Consider the following 20,763-nt stretch of genomic DNA (forward strand, 5'->3'; position numbering starts at 1 on the left):
AGAACCTCAGACTTTCACCACAAGATCACTCTTTCCGCAGCCATTTGCCGTTGATGCCCTGCACATATTCCCCTGGCTGCGCCCTGGCGACCAGCTTCTGCCCGGCCATTTTCGCTACCTGATCCACCGACAGACTGTTGTCATCCGCCAGTTGCTGATAGCTGTCGCGGCGGGCGGCGTTGATCTGCTTAACCAGCGCCAGGGTTTCTTGATCCTGACGCAGCGGCGCAAGATAGCCGTCGAATGTTTCACCCACCCGCCCCTGTTGCCGCGCTTCGCTCAGGGTCAGCGCCAGCGCCTGAGTGCTGAACAGCGCACACGCCAGTATTGCGATTATCAGTCCTGTTCTCATCATCGCCTCAGAATAGATCGCTCCGCGATTTGAGCAAATTCTCAACGTCCTTATCCACCTTAATATGAATTTCATGCTCAATTTTAACATTCATGTTAATGGTGATTGGCTCCTTTGATGCCGCGATTTCAATGCGCGGCGTACAGCCCGCCAGCAGCATGATTGCCAGAAAAGCGGTGAGTAGTTTGATCATTACTGGTGTTCCTTACAGGTGTGACTGTCCTGACAGCGCGGTACGGGCAGCCTGGCGTTCTGTTCAAGCCACGCCTGCAGATTGTCGCCAAAACGCAGGCTGCGCCACAGGTCAAACATATTCTCTTCATGGGAATAGTTTAAGCGCACCGTATTGCTTTTGCCCTCTGCGCGGCTGGTGCCGCTAATCGTCGCCTTCAGCGTCAACATACCGAGATTATCAAGATTAATGCGCGTCCACGAGTTGGCCACTTCCATATAACGCAGCCAGTTAATCGCCGCGCCGGCGGAGACATTGTCAGCCACCAGCGCATCGGCGGTGTCTTTATCCAGGCGGATGGTCATCGGGCCGGGATTATGGAACCAGCCATCTTTAATAATCCATTTATCATTATCCAGCCACAGCGGCAGCGCACCGTTAAACGGCCCGGAGATGGCGAGCTGCTTCACTTTAAGCGCGCTGATTAACTCGCTGCTGGAGATATTTTGCAGACGCAGCAGCGCCGGATCGTGCTGCGGCATCCGCAATTGCTGCATCGTCAGCTTGCCGCCGAGAATATCAACGCTGACATTGCTTAATTGCAGGGGAGCGTCCTCGCGCCAGGGATAGGCGCCCTGAAGGTCCGCGGTCAGATTGCGGGCGGTAAACTGGTTGATGATATCGCCAATACGCAACGATACCGGACGGCGGGTGCCAAGTTGCCAGGTACCGTCGCTAAAGCGGAACGGCAGCACAAAATCGACGCCATTAATCTGGCTATCCGGCATCCAGGCGCTACCGCCTTTGAGCACCCCGTGGCCACCTGCTTCAAACCCCTGATCGGCGGCGGCGGAAAACGCCACCTGAGCATAAAGGGTGCCTTCCCGCAGGTTCATTTTCCACTCCGGCGGCACCAGCGGCTGGAAGACGGTTAATGACTGTCTCGGCCACCACGCCTCGCCGCGCAGGCGTTCGCCGTCCCAGCGTCCGGCGACGCGCACGGGACCAATGTTTTGCGCCTGCAGAGAACCGCGAAACTGAAACCCGGTGGGATCGCGACCATTGATTTGAAATTTAAGCGTCGAGGGCGGTAGCTCGCTGCCGCCGCTGAAGGTGGTTTTTCCGGCATCCAGCGATAGCACGCCAGTCAGTTTTGGATGCCGCGCATCACGCAGCCACTGAATCGGCTCATCCAGCGTCAGACGCGGGGAACTCACCAGCATGGTGCCATATTGTAGCTTATCGAAGCCGGTCGACAGACTATTGAGTACGATAGCGCTGTCGGCCCATTGACCTGCCCCTTTGACATCCCAGCGCGCCTGCATTGGCGTAAAATACCCTTCCCCCCAGTAACGCCACTGCCAGCGGCCACGATCGAGCATAAAATTGTCCGCCTGACCGTCAAGATGCAGCGTAAAGCCGCCCATTTTCTGTTCATGGGCGCGCAGGATGGCCTGCAAACGGCCATCCACGCCCTCGCGGGTAACGTTGACGCCCGCCAGCGGCCAGCGGATTTCATCAATATTGAGCGAATCAATGACGCTTCCCCGTGAGCGCAGCAGCGCGCCAGGGTGGAAAGCAAGCTCTGGCGCCGTCAGCGGGCCGCTCAGATGCGCGGGCAGCCTGGCATAAAAAATCAGATCGCCGAATTTAGCGTCCCCGGTTATCTGTAGCGGCATGTCGCTACCGTCCATACTGAGTTTACCGGGGCCAATATTGAGCACCACATTGCCTTTACCCGCTTTCCCCTGCGTGAGCACGTTAAGCCGCCCGCTCACCTGCATCTGCCCGGTTCCCTGCTGCCAGTTGCCAACAGAAAACGCGACACGCCCGCTCAGAGTGTTACCCGCATAGTCGGTATGCCAGCGCCCATCGCTGATAGCGATACGATCCGGGGTAATTTCCCACGGCAGGTCGAGCATGGGCTCCACCTCACCGCGCCGCGTCACCAGCAACTGCCCACGATTCGCCTGCCACATCAGTTCGGCATCCACCAGACCAGGGTTTTGCGGAAACGCGAACGTACTGAATAACTGGCCATCGACCGGAAAACCGTTCGGTATCAGCGGCATATGGAACTCACCCACCAGCTTTACCGGCGCCCGATCGTCCACCAGCCGCGCGGAGAAATCGCTGACGGTGAGTGTCTGACCGCGCAGTCGCGCCTGGAGAGAAAGCGCTTTTCCGCTATAACCGATATCCTGTTGATGTGGTGTGAGCGACATCACCAGCCGCCCCTGCCATTTCTCCCACGGCGACAAGCGCAAATTTTCAATCGTCAGCCAGCTGTAGGGCAGCATCGATTGCCATTCGGCGAGGGTTTTCGGCGCGTCGGACGTCACTTCGCTTTCCGGCAGTTTATTCAGACAAGCGCTATTAATATCCAGTTCAGCGATATGTAAACGCCAGCGGCTGGGACGGGAAAGTTCGGCATTAGCAACGTGAGCAATTTCGCAGTCGCCAACCAGATAACGCAAATCAGGAATACGCAGCGAGGAGCGCGTCAGGCGCGGGCTTTCGTCAAAAGCGATCCGGGTTCCCGCGGGCAACCAGATGCCCGCCAGGGTGGGCACCCAATGGGTGAGCGTCAACAGCAAAGCCAGTGGCAGCAATACAAGTGCGAGTAACAGCGCGATGGCGGCTTTATATTTACCCTTCATGGGCAGCTAATATCCTGATTAGAAATAAGTAAAAGCCGAGAGGCCGTCATTGTGGCACGTTCGACCTGTGAGTTAAAGTTTCCATCCCATTTAAGCGTAGTCTCCCCCATATGATTCTCCAGCAGCTTATTGAGCCGGGGTTTAGTGTTCTCCTGCGACACTCGTTAATCCTGCGGTCATAAACGGATTGTGCTGTGGCGTTGATTATTTCACTGATGGCGTACGCTCAGGATCATTATTCACTGGTCTTACTGATGGTTTTCCTGCTGACCTTGAGCAAATCCTGTGCCGCCATTTCGCTGCTGATTCCTGGCACCTCCGGTCTGCTGTTGCTCGGCACGCTGGCCTCCGCCAGCGTAGGGCATTTCGTATTAATGTGGCTTAGCGCCAGCCTCGGCGCAATCGGTGGATTCTGGCTCTCATGGTTGCTGGGGCGCCGCTATCGGCACCATGTGTATCGTATCCGCTGGCTCAGCGCCGGACGTCTCGCGCGCGCGCAGTTCTTTCTATGTCGCCACGGTGCCTGGGCGGTTTTTTTTAGCCGTTTTCTCTCCCCGCTGCGGGCAACTGTCCCGCTGGTGACCGGCGCCAGCGGAACGCCACTGCGACACTTTCAGATCGCTAACGTCAGTTCCGGATTGCTCTGGCCGCTAATCCTGCTGGCGCCGGGAGCATTGAGCCTCGGCTTTTACTGAACATCTTGTCTTTTAACGCGATTTCTTAACCCCTCGTTATGCTCTAGAATTATCACTATAAGCGGATGATTAAACTTATTTTTAATATTTGTACGTGTGTTTTAATCATGCTACCGTGACGGTATTATCACTGGAGAAAAGTCTTATGAAAATTGCGGTATACAGTACGAAGCAATACGATAAGAAATACCTGCAGCAGGTTAATGAAGCATACGGCTTTGAACTCGATTTTTTTGACTTCCTGCTAACCGAAAAGACCGCTAAGACCGCCAACGGCTGCGAAGCAGTGTGCATCTTCGTTAACGATGACGGTAGCCGCCCGGTACTTGAAGAACTGAAGGCGCACGGCGTGAAGTTCATTGCGCTGCGTTGCGCTGGCTTCAACAACGTCGATCTTGATGCCGCTAAAGAACTCGGCTTCCGCGTGGTACGTGTACCGGCCTATTCACCAGAAGCGGTCGCGGAACACGCCATCGGCATGATGATGTCGCTGAATCGCCGCATCCACCGCGCCTACCAGCGTACCCGCGACGCCAACTTCTCCCTTGAAGGGTTAACCGGTTTCACCATGCACGGTAAAACCGCGGGCGTTATCGGTACCGGTAAAATCGGCGTTGCCACGCTGCGTATTCTTAAAGGTTTTGGCATGCGGCTGCTGGCTTTTGACCCGTACCCAAGCGCCGCGGCGCTGGATTTGGGGGTCGAGTACGTCGATCTTGACACGCTCTACAAAGCGTCCGATGTTATCTCCCTGCACTGCCCGCTGACCGATGAAAACTATCATCTGCTGAATAAAGCCGCCTTCGAGCGAATGAAAGACGGGGTGATGATCATCAACACCAGCCGTGGCGCGCTGATCGATTCGCAGGCGGCGATTGATGCCCTGAAGCACCAGAAAATTGGCGCACTGGGAATGGATGTGTATGAGAACGAACGCGATCTGTTCTTTGAAGATAAGTCCAACGACGTGATTCAGGACGATGTGTTCCGCCGCCTCTCCGCCTGCCACAACGTGCTGTTTACCGGCCACCAGGCGTTCCTGACTGCTGAGGCGTTGATCAGTATTTCACAAACGACGCTTGATAACCTGCGCCAGGTGGAGGCCGGTGAAACCTGCCCTAACGCGCTGGTTTAATTTTCCTTTTCTTTTTGTGCTCCCGCTTCACAGGGGGCACATTCAGATATTCCCCACAGAAATGGTCTGCAGTACAGTTACAATCCCTTTATCTTATTGATGCTATAAATATTTCTGGAGAATAAATGAACAAGTTTGCTGCACTGCTGGCGACGGGAGTGTTACTGTCGGGCTGCGTTTATAACAATAAAGTGTCAACCCACGCAGAACAGCTTCAGCACCATCGTTTTGTGCTGACCAGCATCAACGGTCAACCGCTGAAAGCCGCCGATAAGCCTCTGGAGCTGAGCTTTGGCGAAAAGATGCCAATAACAGGCAAAATGTACGTTTCAGGCAATATGTGCAACCGCTTTAGCGGCACGGGTAAAGTCTCTGACGGCGAGCTGAAGGTGGAAGAGCTGGCGATGACCCGCATGCTCTGCACGGACCCGCAGTTGAATACGCTGGATGCGACGCTGAGCAAAATGCTGCGCGAAGGCGCACAGGTCGACCTGACGGAAACGCAGCTGACGCTGGCGACCGCTGACCAGACGCTGGTGTATAAACTCGCCGACCTGGTGAATTAATAGCTTCCGCAGTTGCCGCCTGCCAGCGCTTGTTCGCTGCAACGCTTGCCATTAGGCAATGCGCACATGCCAATAAGCGAACCATCAAGCTGGCGGGCCACCGATACTGCCCCCCCGATCATCGCGCAGTTTGCCTGACCAGTGCTGCTCATCGCGGCACGCATCCCTGGCGACACGTGCGCCGCCGTCGCCTGCTGTACAGGCTCGCTGCTACAGGCCGACAGTAATAACGCGGCACATCCCACTAAAAACGCTGCTCGCATCTTCCCCCCTCAGAGACATCTGAAAATGAACAAACCCAAGAATAATAGGCAGCTCAGCGCGCCGCGTCGAGAGGCGAATCGGGTATTTATGCGCCTCATTAACATTTTCTGGCAATTTTTTTGCGCAGAATTGATCTGACGAACTGTGGCGAAGGTTTAGGTTTGCCTTATTCGCGCCCCCCGGCCAGCGGCGAAGGGAAAGAGTCACGACGCCCTGATATATTTCCACGACCGATCGCGTTTATCCCGTTTCCCGATGAATAGATTGAAGCATCTGACACCCTCTGGTTAGCTGATTTCGCCACTAACCGGGCAAAAATTGATCTCATCATTGATGGAGCGCAGATGAAGGACACAAATGCGAAAATGGTTAGCGGGTCAGTTTGCTAAAATAACCCTTATATAATTACAGGACTTGCGGCGTTTTGCCGGGTCGCTTCTTTATTTTGCGCAATGTAAGGGTGTCTTCTTATGATCACTATCGACGGTAATGGCGCGGTCGCGTCAGTTGCGTTTCGCACCAGTGAAGTTATCGCCATCTACCCGATTACGCCCAGTTCGACGATGGCGGAACAGGCGGACGCCTGGGCTGGCGATGGGCTGAAAAATGTCTGGGGCGATGTCCCCCGCGTCGTCGAAATGCAGTCCGAAGCCGGAGCAATCGGCGCGGTTCACGGCGCGCTGCAAACCGGCGCCCTGTCGACTTCCTTTACGTCATCCCAGGGGTTATTGCTGATGATCCCGACGCTGTACAAACTGGCGGGCCAGTTGATGCCGTTTGTGCTGCACGTCGCTGCCCGAACCGTAGCCACCCACGCGCTCTCTATCTTCGGCGATCACTCCGACGTGATGGCCGTACGTCAGACCGGCTGCGCGATGCTCTGCGCCAGCAGCGTGCAGGAAGCGCAGGATTTTGCGCTGATTTCGCATATCGCCACGCTGCAAAGCCGGGTGCCATTCATTCATTTCTTTGATGGCTTCCGCACCTCGCACGAAATCAACAAAATCGCTCCGCTGGCAGACGATACCATTCGTAGCCTGCTGCCGCAGGATAAGATCGATGAACATCGCCAGCGCGCCCTGAACCCGGAACATCCGGTGATCCGCGGCACCTCGGCCAACCCGGATACCTATTTCCAGTCCCGCGAAGCGACGAATCCGTGGTACAACGCGGTCTATGAGTGTGTCGAAACCGCAATGGACGATTTTGCCGCCGCCACCGGACGCCAGTACAAACCCTTTGAGTTTTACGGTCATCCGCAGGCGGAACGCGTTATCGTGATTATGGGCTCCGCGATCGGCACCTGCGAGGAAGTGGTGGATGAACTGCTGCACCGCGGGGAAAAAGTCGGCGTGCTGAAAGTTCGCCTCTATCGCCCCTTCTCCGCGGCCCATCTGCTGCAGGCCCTGCCGGAAACCGCCCGCGCGGTGGCGGTGCTGGACCGCACCAAGGAACCTGGCGCTCAGGCCGAACCGCTCTATCTCGACGTGATGACCGCGCTGGCGGAAGCCTTCAACCGCGGCGAACGCGAAACCCTGCCGCGCACTATTGGTGGCCGCTACGGTCTCTCTTCAAAAGAGTTCGGTCCGGCGTGCGTGCTGGCGATTTTCAACGAACTGAGCGCCGCTAAACCCAAACCGCGCTTTACCGTCGGTATCTACGACGACGTTACCAACCTTTCCCTGCCGTTGCTGGAAAATACCCTGCCATCAGAAGCGAAGCTGGAAGCCCTGTTCTACGGTCTTGGCAGCGATGGTAGCGTCTCGGCGACCAAAAACAATATCAAGATTATCGGCAACTCGACACCGTGGTTCTCACAGGGCTATTTCGTCTATGATTCAAAAAAGGCCGGCGGGCTGACGGTTTCACACCTGCGCGTCAGCGAAAAACCCATTCGCTCTTCTTATCTGATTTCCCAGGCTGATTTCGTCGGCTGTCATCAGTTGCAGTTTATCGACAAATATCAGATGGTCGAACGACTGAAGCCAGGCGGTATTTTCCTGCTCAACACGCCTTACGGCACCGATGAAGTCTGGTCGCGTCTGCCGCGGGACGTGCAGGCGATACTGAACCAGAAAAAAGCGCGGTTCTATATCGTCAATGCGGCGAAGATCGCCCGCGACTGCAGTCTTGGCGCGCGCATCAACACCGTCATGCAAATGGCATTCTTCCATCTGACGCAAATTTTGCCGGGTGATAGCGCCCTCGCGGCGCTGCAGGGGGCGATTGCCAAAAGTTACAGCAATAAAGGTCAGGAACTGGTGGAGCGTAACTGGCAGGCGCTGGCGCTGGCCCGCGAGTCTCTGGCGGAAGTGCCGCTCCAGCCGATCAATGCCAGCAGCCCAGACCGTCCGCCGGTGGTGTCCGACGCGGCGCCGGATTTCGTCAAAACCGTGACCGCGGCAATGCTGGCGGGGCTTGGCGATACGCTGCCGGTTTCCGCGCTGCCGCCGGACGGCACCTGGCCGATGGGGACCACGCGTTGGGAAAAACGCAATATCGCCGAAGCGATCCCGATCTGGAAGGAAGAACTTTGCACCCAGTGCAACCACTGCGTCGCCGCCTGCCCGCATTCGGCAATTCGCGCGAAAGTGGTCTCGCCGGAGGCAATGGAACATGCGCCGACCAGCCTGCACTCACTGGATGTCAAATCCCGCGATATGCGCGGGCAAAAATACGTTTTGCAGGTCGCGCCGGAAGATTGCACCGGCTGTAACCTGTGCGTTGAAGTTTGCCCGGCGAAAGACAGGCAAAACCCGGAAATCAAGGCCATTAATATGATGTCGCGCCTTGAACACGTTGAAGAAGAGAAAGTGAATTATGACTACTTCCTCCATCTGCCGGAAATGGATCGCAGCAAGCTGGAACGTATCGATATCCGCACCTCGCAGCTGATCACTCCGCTCTTTGAATATTCAGGGGCCTGTTCCGGCTGTGGCGAAACGCCGTATATCAAGCTGCTGACTCAGCTTTATGGCGACCGGATGCTGATTGCCAACGCCACAGGCTGTTCATCGATTTACGGCGGCAACCTGCCCTCCACGCCATACGCCACCGATGCCAATGGCCGTGGCCCGGCATGGGCAAACTCGTTGTTCGAGGATAACGCCGAATTCGGCCTTGGTTTCCGTCTCACCATCGATCAACACCGTCAGCGCGTCATGCGTCTGCTGTCGCAGTTCACCGATAAACTTCCGGCTGAGTTGAATGACGCATTGCATGCCGAAGCAACGCCTGAAATGCGCCGCGAGCAGGTGGCTGAGTTGCGCAAGGTACTGGCAAATGAAGAAGGTGCGAAGGAGCTGTTAACCGACGCCGACGCGCTGGTGGAAAAATCCATCTGGCTGATTGGCGGCGACGGCTGGGCCTATGATATTGGCTTTGGCGGTCTCGACCATGTGCTGAGCCTCAACGAAAACGTCAATATCCTGGTGCTCGATACCCAGTGCTACTCCAACACCGGCGGCCAGGCGTCAAAAGCCACGCCGCTGGGCGCGGTGACTAAGTTTGGCGAACACGGCAAGCGCAAAGCGCGCAAAGATCTGGGCGTCAGCATGATGATGTACGGTCACGTTTACGTGGCACAAATTTCGCTGGGCGCGCAGCTGAATCAGACGGTGAAAGCGATTCAGGAAGCGGAAGCTTATCCGGGACCATCGCTGATTATCGCCTACAGTCCTTGCGAAGAGCATGGTTACGACCTGGCCCTGAGCCACGATCAGATGCGTCAGTTAACCGCTACCGGATTCTGGCCGCTGTACCGCTTCGACCCACGTCGTGCCGATGAAGGTAAGCTCCCGCTGGCGCTGGATTCCCGTCCGCCGTCAGATGCGCTGGCTGAGACGCTACTGCATGAGCAGCGTTTCCGTCGTCTGAACGCCCAGCAGCCGGAAGTGGCCGAGCAACTGTGGAAAGATGCGACGCTGGATCTGCAAAAACGCTATGACTTCCTCGCCCAACTGGCCGGTAAGGCGGAAAAATCAGCGGCTGAAAGTTAATACGCGGATGTTTCGCTGTCCATAATAAGCGCCCGGCCCGTTCAAAGCGCAAGGTGTTTGATGGGCTAAGGCAGCAAGTGAAATCCCCCTGATGAATCAGGTTCTGGGTCTCCTCCGTGTATGCCGGAGGAGACTTATTTTTCATGCCCTTAAGCACCATATTCAAAACAATATATCTGTTACCTTAAAATAATCGTCCGATGAATGATATATTGCTTCCAGGAACTGACGTAGCCGTAGAGGACGCCTGCCATGCACCATCATCCCGTAAAATCATCCCGAATCACCTCCATCGCTTATGACGACGCATCAGGCACGCTTGAAATCCGTTTTCGCGATAACAAAACGCTACAGTATATCGGCGTGCCACCGCGTATTTACCTCGATTTTCTGCAGGTTGTTTCTAAGGGTCGTTTTTACGATGGCGTGATTAAAGGTAAATATATCGAGCGCCGCCGCGCCTGATGGCAAAAGTGTGAGTATGCTCAATGTACAATAATTGCCTGGATGGCCTACACTTTTAGTGGTTACATTAACAGGAGGTTTTATGAACAGAATGATTCTTGTGCCCATCGATGTTTCCGATACAGAATTAACTGACCGCGTTATCAAGCACGTTGAGTCTGAAGCCAGAATCGATGATGCCGAGGTCCATTTCCTGACCGTCATTCCCTCCCTTCCCTATTACGCTTCGCTGGGAATGGCCTATACCGCAGAGCTACCGGCGATGGATGATCTGAGAGCCGAGTCGGAAGCGCGGCTGAAAGAGATCGTGTCAAAGTTTAATATCCCTGAAGATCGCGTTCACTTTCACGTTTCAGAGGGCTCGCCGAAAGATAAAATCCTCGCGCTGGCGAAATCACTTCCGGCAGACCTGGTCATTATCTCTTCGCATCGTCCGGATATTACGACCTATCTGCTCGGTTCTAATGCCGCCGCCGTGGTACGCCACGCCGAATGCTCAGTGCTGGTTGTGCGCTGATCGCCTTTAGCCCACAGGACTGCCCCCTAAAAGTTGCACATCCAACTGAGTCAGGAGCAGTCTTTATGGCACTATCAAAATACGCCCTGACGAGAACGCTGGAAGTTGTCAGCGACTATCAAGCCAACGTGTTACTTTTTCGGGTAAGTCTGGTGAAATCTCAAACCGGGTTTGCGCTGCCCACGGGGGCGAGTTCCGCCCGCAGATCAAGACTGGAGTGAATCGGATCTCGCAGCAGAAAGTTTCAGCGCAATGCCTGGAGGCATGGGGCGCGCGGGAAACGGCCCATGCCATTCGCAGCCAAGAGAGAGCATGTCTCTTCATAATGACGGTGAACCGCACCGGCCACTGAATCAAACGGGCGAAAACAAGAAATACGCTATTTTTGCCAAAATCATCGATTAACGGAACCGATCGCTGCGTCAAAAAACCGGGTAAATGGCCTGTAACCATGAACCGACCAGCATCGACCGTCTCTGCCGCCATCCGCGAACTGGAAGCCCGGCTTGATGCCCGCCTGTTTCACCGGACCACTCGTCAGGTGTCGCTGGCCTCTGACGGGGAAACATTTTATACACGCTGTCAGGTTGTCGTTCAGGACGTCGAGGAGGCAGAGAACCTGTTCAGGCGAACCCGTGCTCAGGTTACGGGGAAAATTCGAGTTGATGTTCCCGGTCGGGTCGGGAGAGGTATCATTATTCCCGCGCTGCCCGATTTTTTTCCCGCTACCCGGCCATTCAGGTAGAGCCAGGCGTGACAGACCGTAGCGTCAATCTCGCCGAAGAGGGCACGGACTGCGCCGTACGTGTCGGTGTGCTAAATGATTCGGGTATGGTGGCCAGGAGGGTTGGATATCTCAGCATAATCAACGTGGCGTCACCGGCCTATATCACCCGTTACGGTATGCCGTTATCTCCGCAGGAACTGACCAGGCATATTGCGGTTGGGTATTCTTCTCCCACAACAGGTCGCCGGGAACGTTGGGAGTGGGAGTGCGATGGTGAGATACTCAGCACCGAGGTTGATTCGCTGTTGACGGTAAATAATGCCGAAGCGTACATCGCGGCCTGCGTGGCTGGCATGGGGCTGATCCAGATCCCCGAGTACGACGTACACGAAATGCTGACCGCCGGTACATTGCACACGGTGATGCCGGATTTTCTGCCGCGCCCGCTGCCGGTTAATATTCTGTACTCACACAGAAGGCATCTTTCGCGCCCGCTGCGATTATTTATCGAATGGCTGATGCCGCTGCTGCAGGAAAAAATGCACTTAATCCCGTTTAATAACTAAAGAGCAGGTTTATCGATGCGTTCCTGATTCGCCCACACCAATACTGGTTATTTATACGGAATCAGCGCAATCATTTTCTCCTGCGCTGATTTATAACACGCAGAATTTCGTGGGGCTGGCGGGTAGCGAAGCGCTCATCCTCAACGAATTGACCAGACGAGCGCACCGGGTTGCCTATGGCAGACCTGCCGGTAATGTCGATGGTGGCGCTGTCCATGCTATTCATGTCATGGCACAGAGCAACTCAGCGTGTCACTCAATCGATAAACAAATCACCAGGGCGTTTATCAGGACAACTCTGAAAGATGACCGGAAAACCACGAACGTCTGGTTTATCAACCAAGCCACCAATACAATCATTCATGGTGTCTGTTCTGCCCGAATGGCACCAGCCTGCCCGGCAGCTCTTGCATACGGCTGTCGGGCGGGACGCTAAATTAATGTGTTCTGAATCACATTTCCGGTGTAGTTTAGTGGAATATTCTTACTCACTGGGCCGTCAGATAATGAAAATCCTCATAACGATCCCAATCATACTGATCTTATTGGTTTTTATTACCAACATCTTTTTAAAGAGTCCGTCACCCAATAACGTCAGAAATAAATGTATGTGGTTTGATGGCGTCATACTGACGTGTATAAAACACCGCGTGATGAGTGATGACATGTAGATGTCTCCGTCACATCTGCGACGCCCCCTGCCGAATATTGATCGCATAAGCGTTTATCGGGAAATAGTTGTAAACCGTTTTATCTCTGTACCAATCATGTCTGTAACCTGTATCCGTTATCGCGCCGCTCCCCGGTCGCGGAACGGAAAAAGGCAAAATCTCATCGCATATCGGCAATAGAGGGGAAGACGCCGCAAAACGCGCTGGCATTCACCGCAGGAATCCGTACCATACGCGGCATACTTTTGCCTGCTGGCTCCTGACGGCTGGCGCAAACCCGTCTTTTATAGACAATCAGATGGGGCATGAAAACGCGCAAATGGTGTACGACGTTTATAGTACATGGATAGAAAAGATGAACGGCGACCAGGTTTCTATGCTGAATTCCCGGCCTGGGCTCTAACACATTTTGCCCCCTATATGCCCTTTTTCGATTTTGAGAATGTTAATAATGCAAGAAAATCATAACTTTACAAAGAAAGAGAAATACAATATCGATAAGTTGCAGAAGCGCCTGCGCCGCAATGTAGGCGAAGCGATCGCCGATTTTAATATGATTGAAGAAGGCGACCGCATTATGGTTTGCCTCTCCGGCGGTAAAGACAGCTACACCATGCTGGAGATTTTGCGCAGTTTGCAAAAAAGCGCGCCGGTCTCTTTTTCGCTGGTAGCGGTCAACCTCGATCAAAAGCAGCCGGGCTTCCCGGCGCATATCCTGCCAGCATATCTTGAGCAACTGGGCGTTGAATATAAGATTGTTGAAGAGAACACCTACGGCATTGTTAAAGAAAAAATCCCGGAAGGTAAAACCACCTGTTCACTCTGTTCTCGTCTGCGTCGCGGCATTCTTTATCGCACGGCAACGGAACTGGGAGCGACGAAAATCGCCCTGGGACATCACCGCGACGACATTCTGCAGACCCTGTTTCTGAATATGTTCTACGGCGGGAAGATGAAAGGTATGCCGCCGAAGCTAATGAGCGACGATGGTAAACATATCGTTATTCGTCCGCTGGCCTACTGCCGCGAAAAAGATATTGAGCGTTTCTCTCAGGCCAAAGCGTTCCCAATCATTCCATGCAACCTGTGCGGCTCACAGCCTAACCTCCAGCGTCAGGTGATTGCCGATATGCTGCGCGACTGGGATAAACGCTATCCGGGCCGCATCGAAACCATGTTCAGCGCAATGCAGAACGTGGTGCCGTCGCATCTGAGCGACGTCAATCTGTTCGACTTTAAAGGTATTCACCACGGATCCGCAGTAGTCAACGGCGGCGACCTGGCGTTCGATCGCGAAGAGATCCCGCTGCAGCCTGCAGGCTGGCAGCCGGATGAAGATGAAGCGCAACTGAATGAACTACGCCTGAACGTTGTCGAAGTGAAATAACCGCCCCGCGTCTCAGATCGTCACCTGAGACGCGCTTTCTTCGCTTATTTCAGTAAGCGAACCCGGCAGGCTTTACCTTTAATTTTCCCGTTTTGCAGCAGCTTAAACGCCTTATGCGCCACCGGCTGACGCACGGCGACATAGACATGCGCCGGATGGACGTTGATCTTACCGATGTCTGCGCCATCAAGGCCGATATCGCCGGTTAACGCGCCCAGCACATCGCCCGCGCGCATTTTGGCCCTCTTACCGCCATCAATACACAGCGTAGCCATCTCTGCCTGCAGCGGCACAATGTTGCTGCTCGTCGGGCCGTTTATCCAGTTCAGCTTCAGCTGCAACATTTCCGCAAGAATATTCGCCCGCTGCGCCTCTTCCGGCGCGCAAAGGCTGATAGCCAGCCCGCTTTCGCCGGCGCGAGCGGTACGGCCAATGCGGTGTACGTGAACTTCCGGGTCCCAGGCCAGCTCATAGTTCACCACCAGCTCCAGCGACTTGATATCCAGCCCGCGAGCGGCGACGTCTGTCGCCACCAGCACCCGCGAACTGCCGTTGGCGAAACGCACCAGCGTCTGATCGCGATCGCGTTGTTCAAGATCGCCATGCAGCGATAACGCACTCTGCCCGGCAGCATTCAGCGCGTCGCAGACGGCCTGACAATCTTTTTTGGTGTTACAGAACACCACGCTCGAGGTGGGCTGATGCTGACTCAGTAACTTTTGCAGCAGCGCGATTTTACCGTATTGCGTGGTTTCGAAGAACTGCTGTTCGATAGCCGGCAGCGCATCAACGGCATCAATTTCAATGGATTGCGGGTTGTTCTGCACCCGGCCGCTAATAGCCGCGATAGCCTCCGGCCAGGTCGCGGAAAACAACAGCGTCTGACGTGAAACCGGCGCAAAACGGATCACTTCATCAATGGCGTCGCTAAATCCCATATCCAGCATCCGGTCCGCTTCATCCATCACCAGCGTTTGTAAGGCATCCAGCGATACGGTGCCCTTTTGCAGGTGATCGAGTAAGCGCCCCGGCGTAGCGACAATAATATGCGGCGCATGCTGGAGCGAATCGCGCTGAGCGCCAAAAGGCTGACCGCCGCACAACGTCAAAATTTTAATGTTTGCCAGGAAGCGCGCCAGACGACGAAGTTCTCCGGCCACCTGATCCGCCAGTTCACGGGTCGGACACAGCACCAGCGCCTGGGTTCGAAACAACGATGGGTCAACGTGCTGGAGTAATCCGAGGCCAAATGCCGCCGTTTTACCGCTGCCGGTTTTCGCCTGCACGCGCACATCTTTACCCGCGAGGATAGCCGGTAAGGCCGCCGCCTGGACCGGGGTCATCGACAGATATCCCAGTTCATTCAGGTTAGCTAGCTGGGCGGCGGGCAAAACATTCAGAGTTGAAAAAGCGGTCACAATAATTTCTCGCATTACATTAAAGGGCGGACAATTCGCAGGCGCGTATCCTCGCAGATCTCCGCCGCCGATGCGACAACTTAATCGGTTCATCGTCAGGCGGCGGATCCGGTAGCGGATGCGGGCGCGGCCGGGGATCTGGTACAGGAATCGGCTCATTCGGTTCAGGGGGGACAGGTATTGAGTTTAGCGACTGATAGCACATATTGACTCCGGTGATGGGCGGGTACACCCATTAAGCGTAGAAGCTGACAAAGAGGGCGCAAAAAAAAGCCGACTTAATAAAGTCGGCGTCGTACGAATCAATTGTGCTATGCAGTAATTCAAAAAAGGAAGTAAGACAATATGGAGCGCAACGCCCATCGCTTGACGTTGCATTCACCTGCGTTAAGGATATTGCCCTGAACAGGGGGAGAGTTTATTGATTTCGCTCAAACATTACCGGGTTTTCAGCATCATCATTATGATAAAAGGCGATTCTTTACAACCATTTACTACGATGCAACCACCATGTAACACCCCCAATGAGAACAACTAACATTACGCAGAAAACCAGGAACCCCATATGCCAGCTGTTACCCGGGATCCCGCCGAGGTTAACGCCAAACAGTCCGGTTAAAAAAGTGCTCGGCAGAAAGACCATTGCCATCAGCGACATCGTATACGTTCTGCGTGATAGCGATTCTTGCATAATTTGCGCGATCTCATCGCTCATCACCGCCGTGCGGGAAATACAGCTATCAATTTCATCCAGCCCACGCCCCAGACGCTCGGCAATATCCTGCATCCGCCGCCGATGGTCGTCTGTCATCCACGGCAAACGTTCACTGGCCAGACGGGCATAAACATCACGCTGCGGCGCCATATAGCGGCGCATAACGATAAGCTGCTTGCGCAACAGCGCCAGAAAGCCGCGGGGCGGTATCTGCTGGTCCAGTAAATCATCTTCCAGATCGATAATCCGGTCATGAAGTTGCTCAATAAACTCGCTGGCGTGATCGGTCAGCGCATCACAGACTTCCACCAGCCATCTACCGCCGTCTACCGGACCATTCCCCTCACGCAAGTCACCAAGTACATCGTCCAGCGCCAGAACTTTACGCTGCCGGGTTGTGACGATTAAACGCTCGTCCATATACAGGCGCATCGCCACCAGTTGGTCCGGGCGCTCATCAGTGCTGCCGTTGATACAGCGCAGCGTAATTAGTGCCCCATCGCCAATCCGCGTCACGCGGGGGCGCGTGCTTTCTCCGGCCAGCGCACCGCGCACATTATTGGGCAGCAGCGACGTCGACGCCAGCCATTGCGCGCTGTCAACATGGGTATAGTTAAGATGCAGCCAGCAAGGATGTTCCTTATCAATAATGTCGCTGTCCGCCAGCGGCTTCACGCCGCCCTGCCCGTCCAGCACCCAGGCAAAAATGGCATCCGGCACCTGGAGTTGCGAGCCCTTAATTGCGTCCACTGAACCTCCGTTAACTTATGCTGATTTCCGTAGTCTAGCCCTACACAACGGTTACGCAAGAGTTAGTCGCGACATGCCACTGAATTCACTGATGAAAAAGCATAGAGAATGGGGAAAAAACCTATTGGCGGGCTAACGTCCACAGGAAACCGAATCACTGCGGCCCTGCGGGTAACAACCCGACGAGCGTGATCAGCGCTTCGACGATAGCATGAATCGTAGATAGCAACGCTTTACAGCTTCACCCGCAACAAATCACTCAACCGGGTGGTGTAGGCTGGCGACAGCCTGTGCCGCTTCATCTCCCAGCGACGCGCGATTCCTTGCCCGGCAAACCAAAGCTGACCTTTCTCTCGTTGATTGACGGAATCCAGCACCGTCATAAGTGCTTCACTATTAGCATGTGGTTGATAGTCATCAAACAATCCGAACTGCGCCACGCCCTGGCTAAAGAAGTCCCCCAGCATCACCCCGCACTTTTGATACCGGTATCCCTCCCGCCAGATTGTATCCAGGCATTTTATCGCCGCCTTGATAATATCCCGACTATCCCGGGTCGGGATCGGGATGTGGGTACCGGCGTTTTGGCCGTAGCAGGCTTCATTACCCGCAAACGGACTGGTTTTCACAAAGGCGGAAACATAGCGACAATATTGATGCTCGGCGCGCAGCTTCTCGGCGGCGCGCGCCGCGTGGCTGCATATGGCTTCCCGCATCAGTTCGTATTCAGTCACCTTATGACTAAATGAACGCGAGCAGATAATTTGCTGTTTACTCGGGATAAATTCTTCCAGTGCAAGGCAGGGTTCGCCGCACAGTTCTCGTACAGTACGCTCCAGCACGACGCTGAAATGCTTTCTGATCAGTGCAGTTGGCGTTCCGGCAAGCTCAAGCGCGGTGTTAATCCCCATCGCATTGAGTTTTTTCGCGGTGCGGCGGCCAACGCCCCAGATGTCACCGACGTCAACCCGCGCCAGCAGTTTCCGCTGCCTGACCGGCAAAGAGAGATCGACAACACCCGAGAATGTTGACCATCTTTTTGCCGCATAATTGGCCAGTTTGGCCAGCGTCTTCGTCGGCCCGATCCCCACGCCCACCGTCAGGCCGGTGCACTGGAGCAATGTACTTCGCACATGGCGACCGAATGCTTCAAGCTCCTCAGAACGGTGCATTCCGCTAAGATTCACAAAGGCTTCATCAATGGAATATTGATAAACCGCAGGAGCCAGCTCTTCAAGCAGCGTCATCACCCGTTGGGACATATCACCGTACAGCGCATAATTGCTGCTGAATACCGCCACCTGATGGCGTTCAAACTGCGATTTCACCTTGAAATATGGCGCGCCCATCGGGATCTCCAGCAATTTAGCCTCATCATTTCTGGCGATCACGCAGCCGTCATTGTTGCTTAACACCACCACCGGACGCCCGCGTAAATCCGGGCGAAAAACCATCTCGCAGCTGGCATAGAATGAATTGACATCCACCAGGGCAAACATTAACGAAACCTGTTGATACTGAAAGTGACAACACCAAAAATCTCCAGATCTTCGCCGTCATTGTGTAGCACAATCGGCGGAAAATCGGGATTCATCGGCAGCAGTTGCATGATGGGATGAGTGCACAAACGCTTAACCGTATATTCACCGGCCAGTGAAGCAATGATGATATCGCCATGCTTCGCTTTCAGACTGCGATCTACCACCAGCAGCGAGCCTTCATAAATACCGGCGTCAACCATCGACATGCCTGTCGCCATGACAAAATAGGTTGCCGCAGGATGACGGACACACAGCTCGTTGAGGTCAATCCCCTTCTCAATGTAATCCTGCGCCGGACTGGGAAATCCACACTGAACAAGGTCGCTAAACAGCGGAATCGACATGACCTGGCGCAATTCAACCGGTTTGTAGAACATCATAATAAACTCACTTGCAATGACACTGTGTTTTTATACAGTATCGATATTTACCAGGAATTTATCAACCCACCTGTCGCCCCCTGGCGTGAAGGCATTGAAGTTGTGGGGAATTTAGTCTGTCGTGAGCGCCGCTGGCGGCCCAATGGCTCCAGACAGAAGGTTCGTGCTCCCGGCACTTACCGATGGTCGACCATTGTACGCTGGAAATTTCCGCTCATTGAGAGGAGGATAGAATCCGTTAGTCCGCTCTGTGATCACAACCTGTGGGTGCCCGCCCGGCATACCGCGAAGAACCCATAGCAATAACGGAGATTGCCTACGGCGGAAAAGCCAATAAGAACTCGCTGTCGCACGGCTGTAATACAAACGTTGTAAGATAGGGTTCGGAGGCCATCAGTGCAAAAGCAAAAACGAGGTGAAGAGATGGAAACAGTAAAAGCCAACAATCTGGAACAGGCAAAGCAGCTTCTGCAGTCCGGCGAGGCCATAAAAATCGAACTGGATTTCGAACTTGATTCGGATACGTTTTTTAAGTTTGCCGTCGAATACTGTGTCAATGGGGCGAAGCTCACGCGCGTTGGCGATCGCTTCGTTATTTCACGTAAAAAAAAGTAATCGGCGAATCATCCCCAACCATTCACAGCATCACGCACGTTTGCGTTTTTTAGCTTCTGTGATGGCGACGGTCAGAATAAAATGGACGCAAGAAATTAACCTGTAAAATTGACATGTCGCGCATTTTCGTTAACGGTAGAGGAATAATGTAGCCTCGGTATCTCACCGAGGGTTAAATCGTGAAAAAATTATTAATATGTTGCTTGTTCGGCGCAACAGCAGGAATTATTGCCAGAAAAATGCAAAAAATCGCCGATAACCAGGCATTAGACCTCTTAATCAGCGCCGTTGGTGTTGAAAACTTCTTTAGCGTCGCGCCTGCCTATGATGGTGTTCTGGTCGCTCCGCATATTCAGTATAAGATTGAAGAGTTTATTAACGCGTTGAAATCCGGGCAAGAAATCGCTGTTATTGAAAGTTTGCCTTATGCTTCATTTGACGGCGAAAAGATTCTCAACTTTGCGATGAATACGATGCCTCAATCTCTGGCGTAGTCAGACTGCTGCCCTAAAGAACCCGCGAAATCACGGGTTCTTTCATGACGGCTTATCTGAACGGCGCGTCCAGGGGCACTTCAGCGTCAGGCTCGTGAGTGATGCGGTTGCGAAGATCGCGACGAATCATCTCAATTGCCCAGAACCAAAAGATATGTCCCACCAGTTCCGAAATATACTCATCCGCCGGAATATTCAATAATGAAGGCGTCAGGCCCAGTAACGGAAAAGAGATCCAGTGAACGGCGATAGTGGCGACAATACCTGCCCATACCCCCTGCCATAATTTAACCTTCGGGAAAACTTCGGCAACAACGCAATAGCCGACGGCAAATACCAGAGAGAATATAATATGCGTGACCATCACCGGATTGATAATGTGCTCGGAAAAAGTATACACCGTATGGGTGGGGTCTATTCCCAGGTAGTCGCGCAGGAAAAGATAAGGGGGATTAAATTCATCCCTGCCGCCGGAGAAAGTACGCGGCGGCAAAGGAACTTCTGCCCCCCATTTCACAAACGCCGACATAATCCCTGCAATCACCCCGACAAATAGCGCTACGCCATAACGACGCCGACCGGGTTTTGTTTGTACAAAAAAATCTTTAATCGCCATAAAATTCACCACCAATACATTACATTTATTTTCCGTATGTAATATTTAATGCATTGATG

At 54.0% G+C, this 20,763-nt stretch carries 22 protein-coding genes and 1 pseudogene; 13 read left to right on the top strand and 10 right to left on the bottom strand.

From position 1 onward, the window contains the following. Positions 1-25: 25 nt before the first annotated feature. From FN037_RS08785 to FN037_RS08795, 3 genes are read right to left on the bottom strand one after another with little or no spacing between them, the layout of a single operon-like run. Positions 26-352 (bottom strand): YdbL family protein, encoded by a 327-nt coding sequence (locus FN037_RS08785; RefSeq protein ID WP_142502421.1) that lies wholly within the window; start codon positions 350-352, stop codon positions 26-28. A gap of 7 nt (positions 353-359) precedes the next feature. Then, a complete protein-coding gene (locus tag FN037_RS08790) occupies positions 360-545 on the bottom strand; it encodes a YnbE family lipoprotein (RefSeq protein WP_138362729.1) in 186 nt (61 codons plus the stop codon). Further along, positions 545-3,184 (bottom strand): YdbH family protein, encoded by a 2,640-nt coding sequence (locus FN037_RS08795; protein ID WP_142502031.1) that lies wholly within the window; start codon positions 3,182-3,184, stop codon positions 545-547. The genes FN037_RS08790 and FN037_RS08795 overlap by 1 nt, the downstream gene beginning before the upstream one ends. Before the next feature lie 194 nt (positions 3,185-3,378). On the opposite strand from FN037_RS08795, the gene FN037_RS08800 reads away from it, so the two are divergent. The 3 genes from FN037_RS08800 (at position 3,379) to hslJ (ending at position 5,580) form a co-directional block, all read left to right on the top strand. Further along, complete coding sequence (locus FN037_RS08800; RefSeq protein WP_142502032.1) at positions 3,379-3,879, top strand: DedA family protein; 501 nt, start codon at positions 3,379-3,381, stop codon at positions 3,877-3,879. A 145-nt stretch (positions 3,880-4,024) separates the two neighbouring features. Continuing rightward, entirely contained in the window at positions 4,025-5,014 is a 990-nt protein-coding gene (locus tag FN037_RS08805; protein WP_138362726.1) for a 2-hydroxyacid dehydrogenase, read from the top strand. Between the two features lie 125 nt (positions 5,015-5,139). Then, positions 5,140-5,580, top strand: coding sequence for a heat shock protein HslJ (gene hslJ / locus FN037_RS08810; RefSeq protein WP_138362725.1), 441 nt, complete (start codon positions 5,140-5,142; stop codon positions 5,578-5,580). Here the strand turns inward: hslJ and FN037_RS08815 are convergent. Then, positions 5,577-5,843 (bottom strand): DUF333 domain-containing protein, encoded by a 267-nt coding sequence (locus FN037_RS08815; RefSeq protein ID WP_138362724.1) that lies wholly within the window; start codon positions 5,841-5,843, stop codon positions 5,577-5,579. The two genes, hslJ and FN037_RS08815, sit on opposite strands and share 4 nt — an antisense overlap. Positions 5,844-6,314: 471 nt before the next feature. Between FN037_RS08815 and nifJ the strand changes: the two genes are divergently transcribed. The 8 genes and pseudogenes from nifJ to ttcA all read left to right on the top strand — a co-directional run bounded on the left by nifJ (position 6,315) and on the right by ttcA (position 14,175). After that, on the top strand, positions 6,315-9,842 hold the full coding sequence (nifJ, locus tag FN037_RS08825; protein WP_142502034.1) for a pyruvate:ferredoxin (flavodoxin) oxidoreductase: 3,528 nt from the start codon (positions 6,315-6,317) through the stop codon (positions 9,840-9,842). Positions 9,843-10,094: 252 nt separating this feature from the next. Then, on the top strand, positions 10,095-10,307 hold the full coding sequence (locus FN037_RS08830) for a KTSC domain-containing protein (RefSeq protein WP_142502035.1): 213 nt from the start codon (positions 10,095-10,097) through the stop codon (positions 10,305-10,307). Between the two features lie 82 nt (positions 10,308-10,389). Beyond that, a complete protein-coding gene (gene uspF, locus FN037_RS08835; protein WP_138362721.1) occupies positions 10,390-10,824 on the top strand; it encodes a universal stress protein UspF in 435 nt (144 codons plus the stop codon). A gap of 65 nt (positions 10,825-10,889) precedes the next feature. Next, entirely contained in the window at positions 10,890-11,045 is a 156-nt protein-coding gene (locus tag FN037_RS24375) for a hypothetical protein (RefSeq protein ID WP_185929242.1), read from the top strand. Positions 11,046-11,275: 230 nt separating this feature from the next. After that, entirely contained in the window at positions 11,276-11,569 is a 294-nt protein-coding gene (locus FN037_RS08840; RefSeq protein WP_142502036.1) for a LysR family transcriptional regulator, read from the top strand. Positions 11,570-11,577: 8 nt separating this feature from the next. Continuing rightward, positions 11,578-12,117: a LysR substrate-binding domain-containing protein gene (locus tag FN037_RS08845; RefSeq protein WP_260607828.1), complete on the top strand. Its 540-nt coding sequence runs from the start codon at positions 11,578-11,580 to the stop codon at positions 12,115-12,117. Between the two features lie 786 nt (positions 12,118-12,903). After that, positions 12,904-13,191, top strand: a pseudogene (locus tag FN037_RS08850) (tyrosine-type recombinase/integrase); the annotation flags it as partial. 48 nt (positions 13,192-13,239) lie between these two features. Beyond that, positions 13,240-14,175 (top strand): tRNA 2-thiocytidine(32) synthetase TtcA, encoded by a 936-nt coding sequence (gene ttcA, locus FN037_RS08855; RefSeq protein ID WP_138362719.1) that lies wholly within the window; start codon positions 13,240-13,242, stop codon positions 14,173-14,175. A 44-nt stretch (positions 14,176-14,219) separates the two neighbouring features. Here the strand turns inward: ttcA and dbpA are convergent, their stop codons facing one another. The 5 genes from dbpA to umuD form a co-directional block, all read right to left on the bottom strand. Further along, the gene (gene dbpA / locus FN037_RS08860) at positions 14,220-15,593 is read right to left on the bottom strand and encodes an ATP-dependent RNA helicase DbpA (protein ID WP_142502038.1); all 1,374 of its coding nucleotides are present in this window, start codon (positions 15,591-15,593) and stop codon (positions 14,220-14,222) included. Positions 15,594-15,612: 19 nt separating this feature from the next. Further along, the gene (locus FN037_RS24700; RefSeq protein WP_277753126.1) at positions 15,613-15,798 is read right to left on the bottom strand and encodes a hypothetical protein; all 186 of its coding nucleotides are present in this window, start codon (positions 15,796-15,798) and stop codon (positions 15,613-15,615) included. A 276-nt stretch (positions 15,799-16,074) separates the two neighbouring features. Continuing rightward, positions 16,075-17,058, bottom strand: coding sequence for a zinc transporter ZntB (gene zntB, locus FN037_RS08865; RefSeq protein ID WP_138362717.1), 984 nt, complete (start codon positions 17,056-17,058; stop codon positions 16,075-16,077). Positions 17,059-17,291: 233 nt separating this feature from the next. Then, positions 17,292-18,557: a translesion error-prone DNA polymerase V subunit UmuC gene (umuC, locus tag FN037_RS08870; protein WP_138362716.1), complete on the bottom strand. Its 1,266-nt coding sequence runs from the start codon at positions 18,555-18,557 to the stop codon at positions 17,292-17,294. After that, positions 18,557-18,979, bottom strand: coding sequence for a translesion error-prone DNA polymerase V autoproteolytic subunit (gene umuD, locus FN037_RS08875; protein ID WP_138362715.1), 423 nt, complete (start codon positions 18,977-18,979; stop codon positions 18,557-18,559). Before umuD ends, umuC begins: the two co-directional genes overlap by 1 nt. A gap of 423 nt (positions 18,980-19,402) precedes the next feature. On the opposite strand from umuD, the gene FN037_RS08880 reads away from it, so the two are divergent. Continuing rightward, entirely contained in the window at positions 19,403-19,594 is a 192-nt protein-coding gene (locus FN037_RS08880) for a hypothetical protein (protein WP_142502039.1), read from the top strand. 179 nt (positions 19,595-19,773) lie between these two features. Further along, positions 19,774-20,088 (top strand): PTS sugar transporter subunit IIB, encoded by a 315-nt coding sequence (locus FN037_RS08885; protein ID WP_142502040.1) that lies wholly within the window; start codon positions 19,774-19,776, stop codon positions 20,086-20,088. 52 nt (positions 20,089-20,140) lie between these two features. Here the strand turns inward: FN037_RS08885 and FN037_RS08890 are convergent, their stop codons facing one another. Next, positions 20,141-20,704 (bottom strand): YagU family protein, encoded by a 564-nt coding sequence (locus FN037_RS08890; protein ID WP_138362712.1) that lies wholly within the window; start codon positions 20,702-20,704, stop codon positions 20,141-20,143. Positions 20,705-20,763: the final 59 nt, after the last annotated feature.

Source organism: Klebsiella sp. 2680, from assembly GCF_900198535.1.
Classification (GTDB): domain Bacteria; phylum Pseudomonadota; class Gammaproteobacteria; order Enterobacterales; family Enterobacteriaceae; genus Klebsiella; species Klebsiella indica.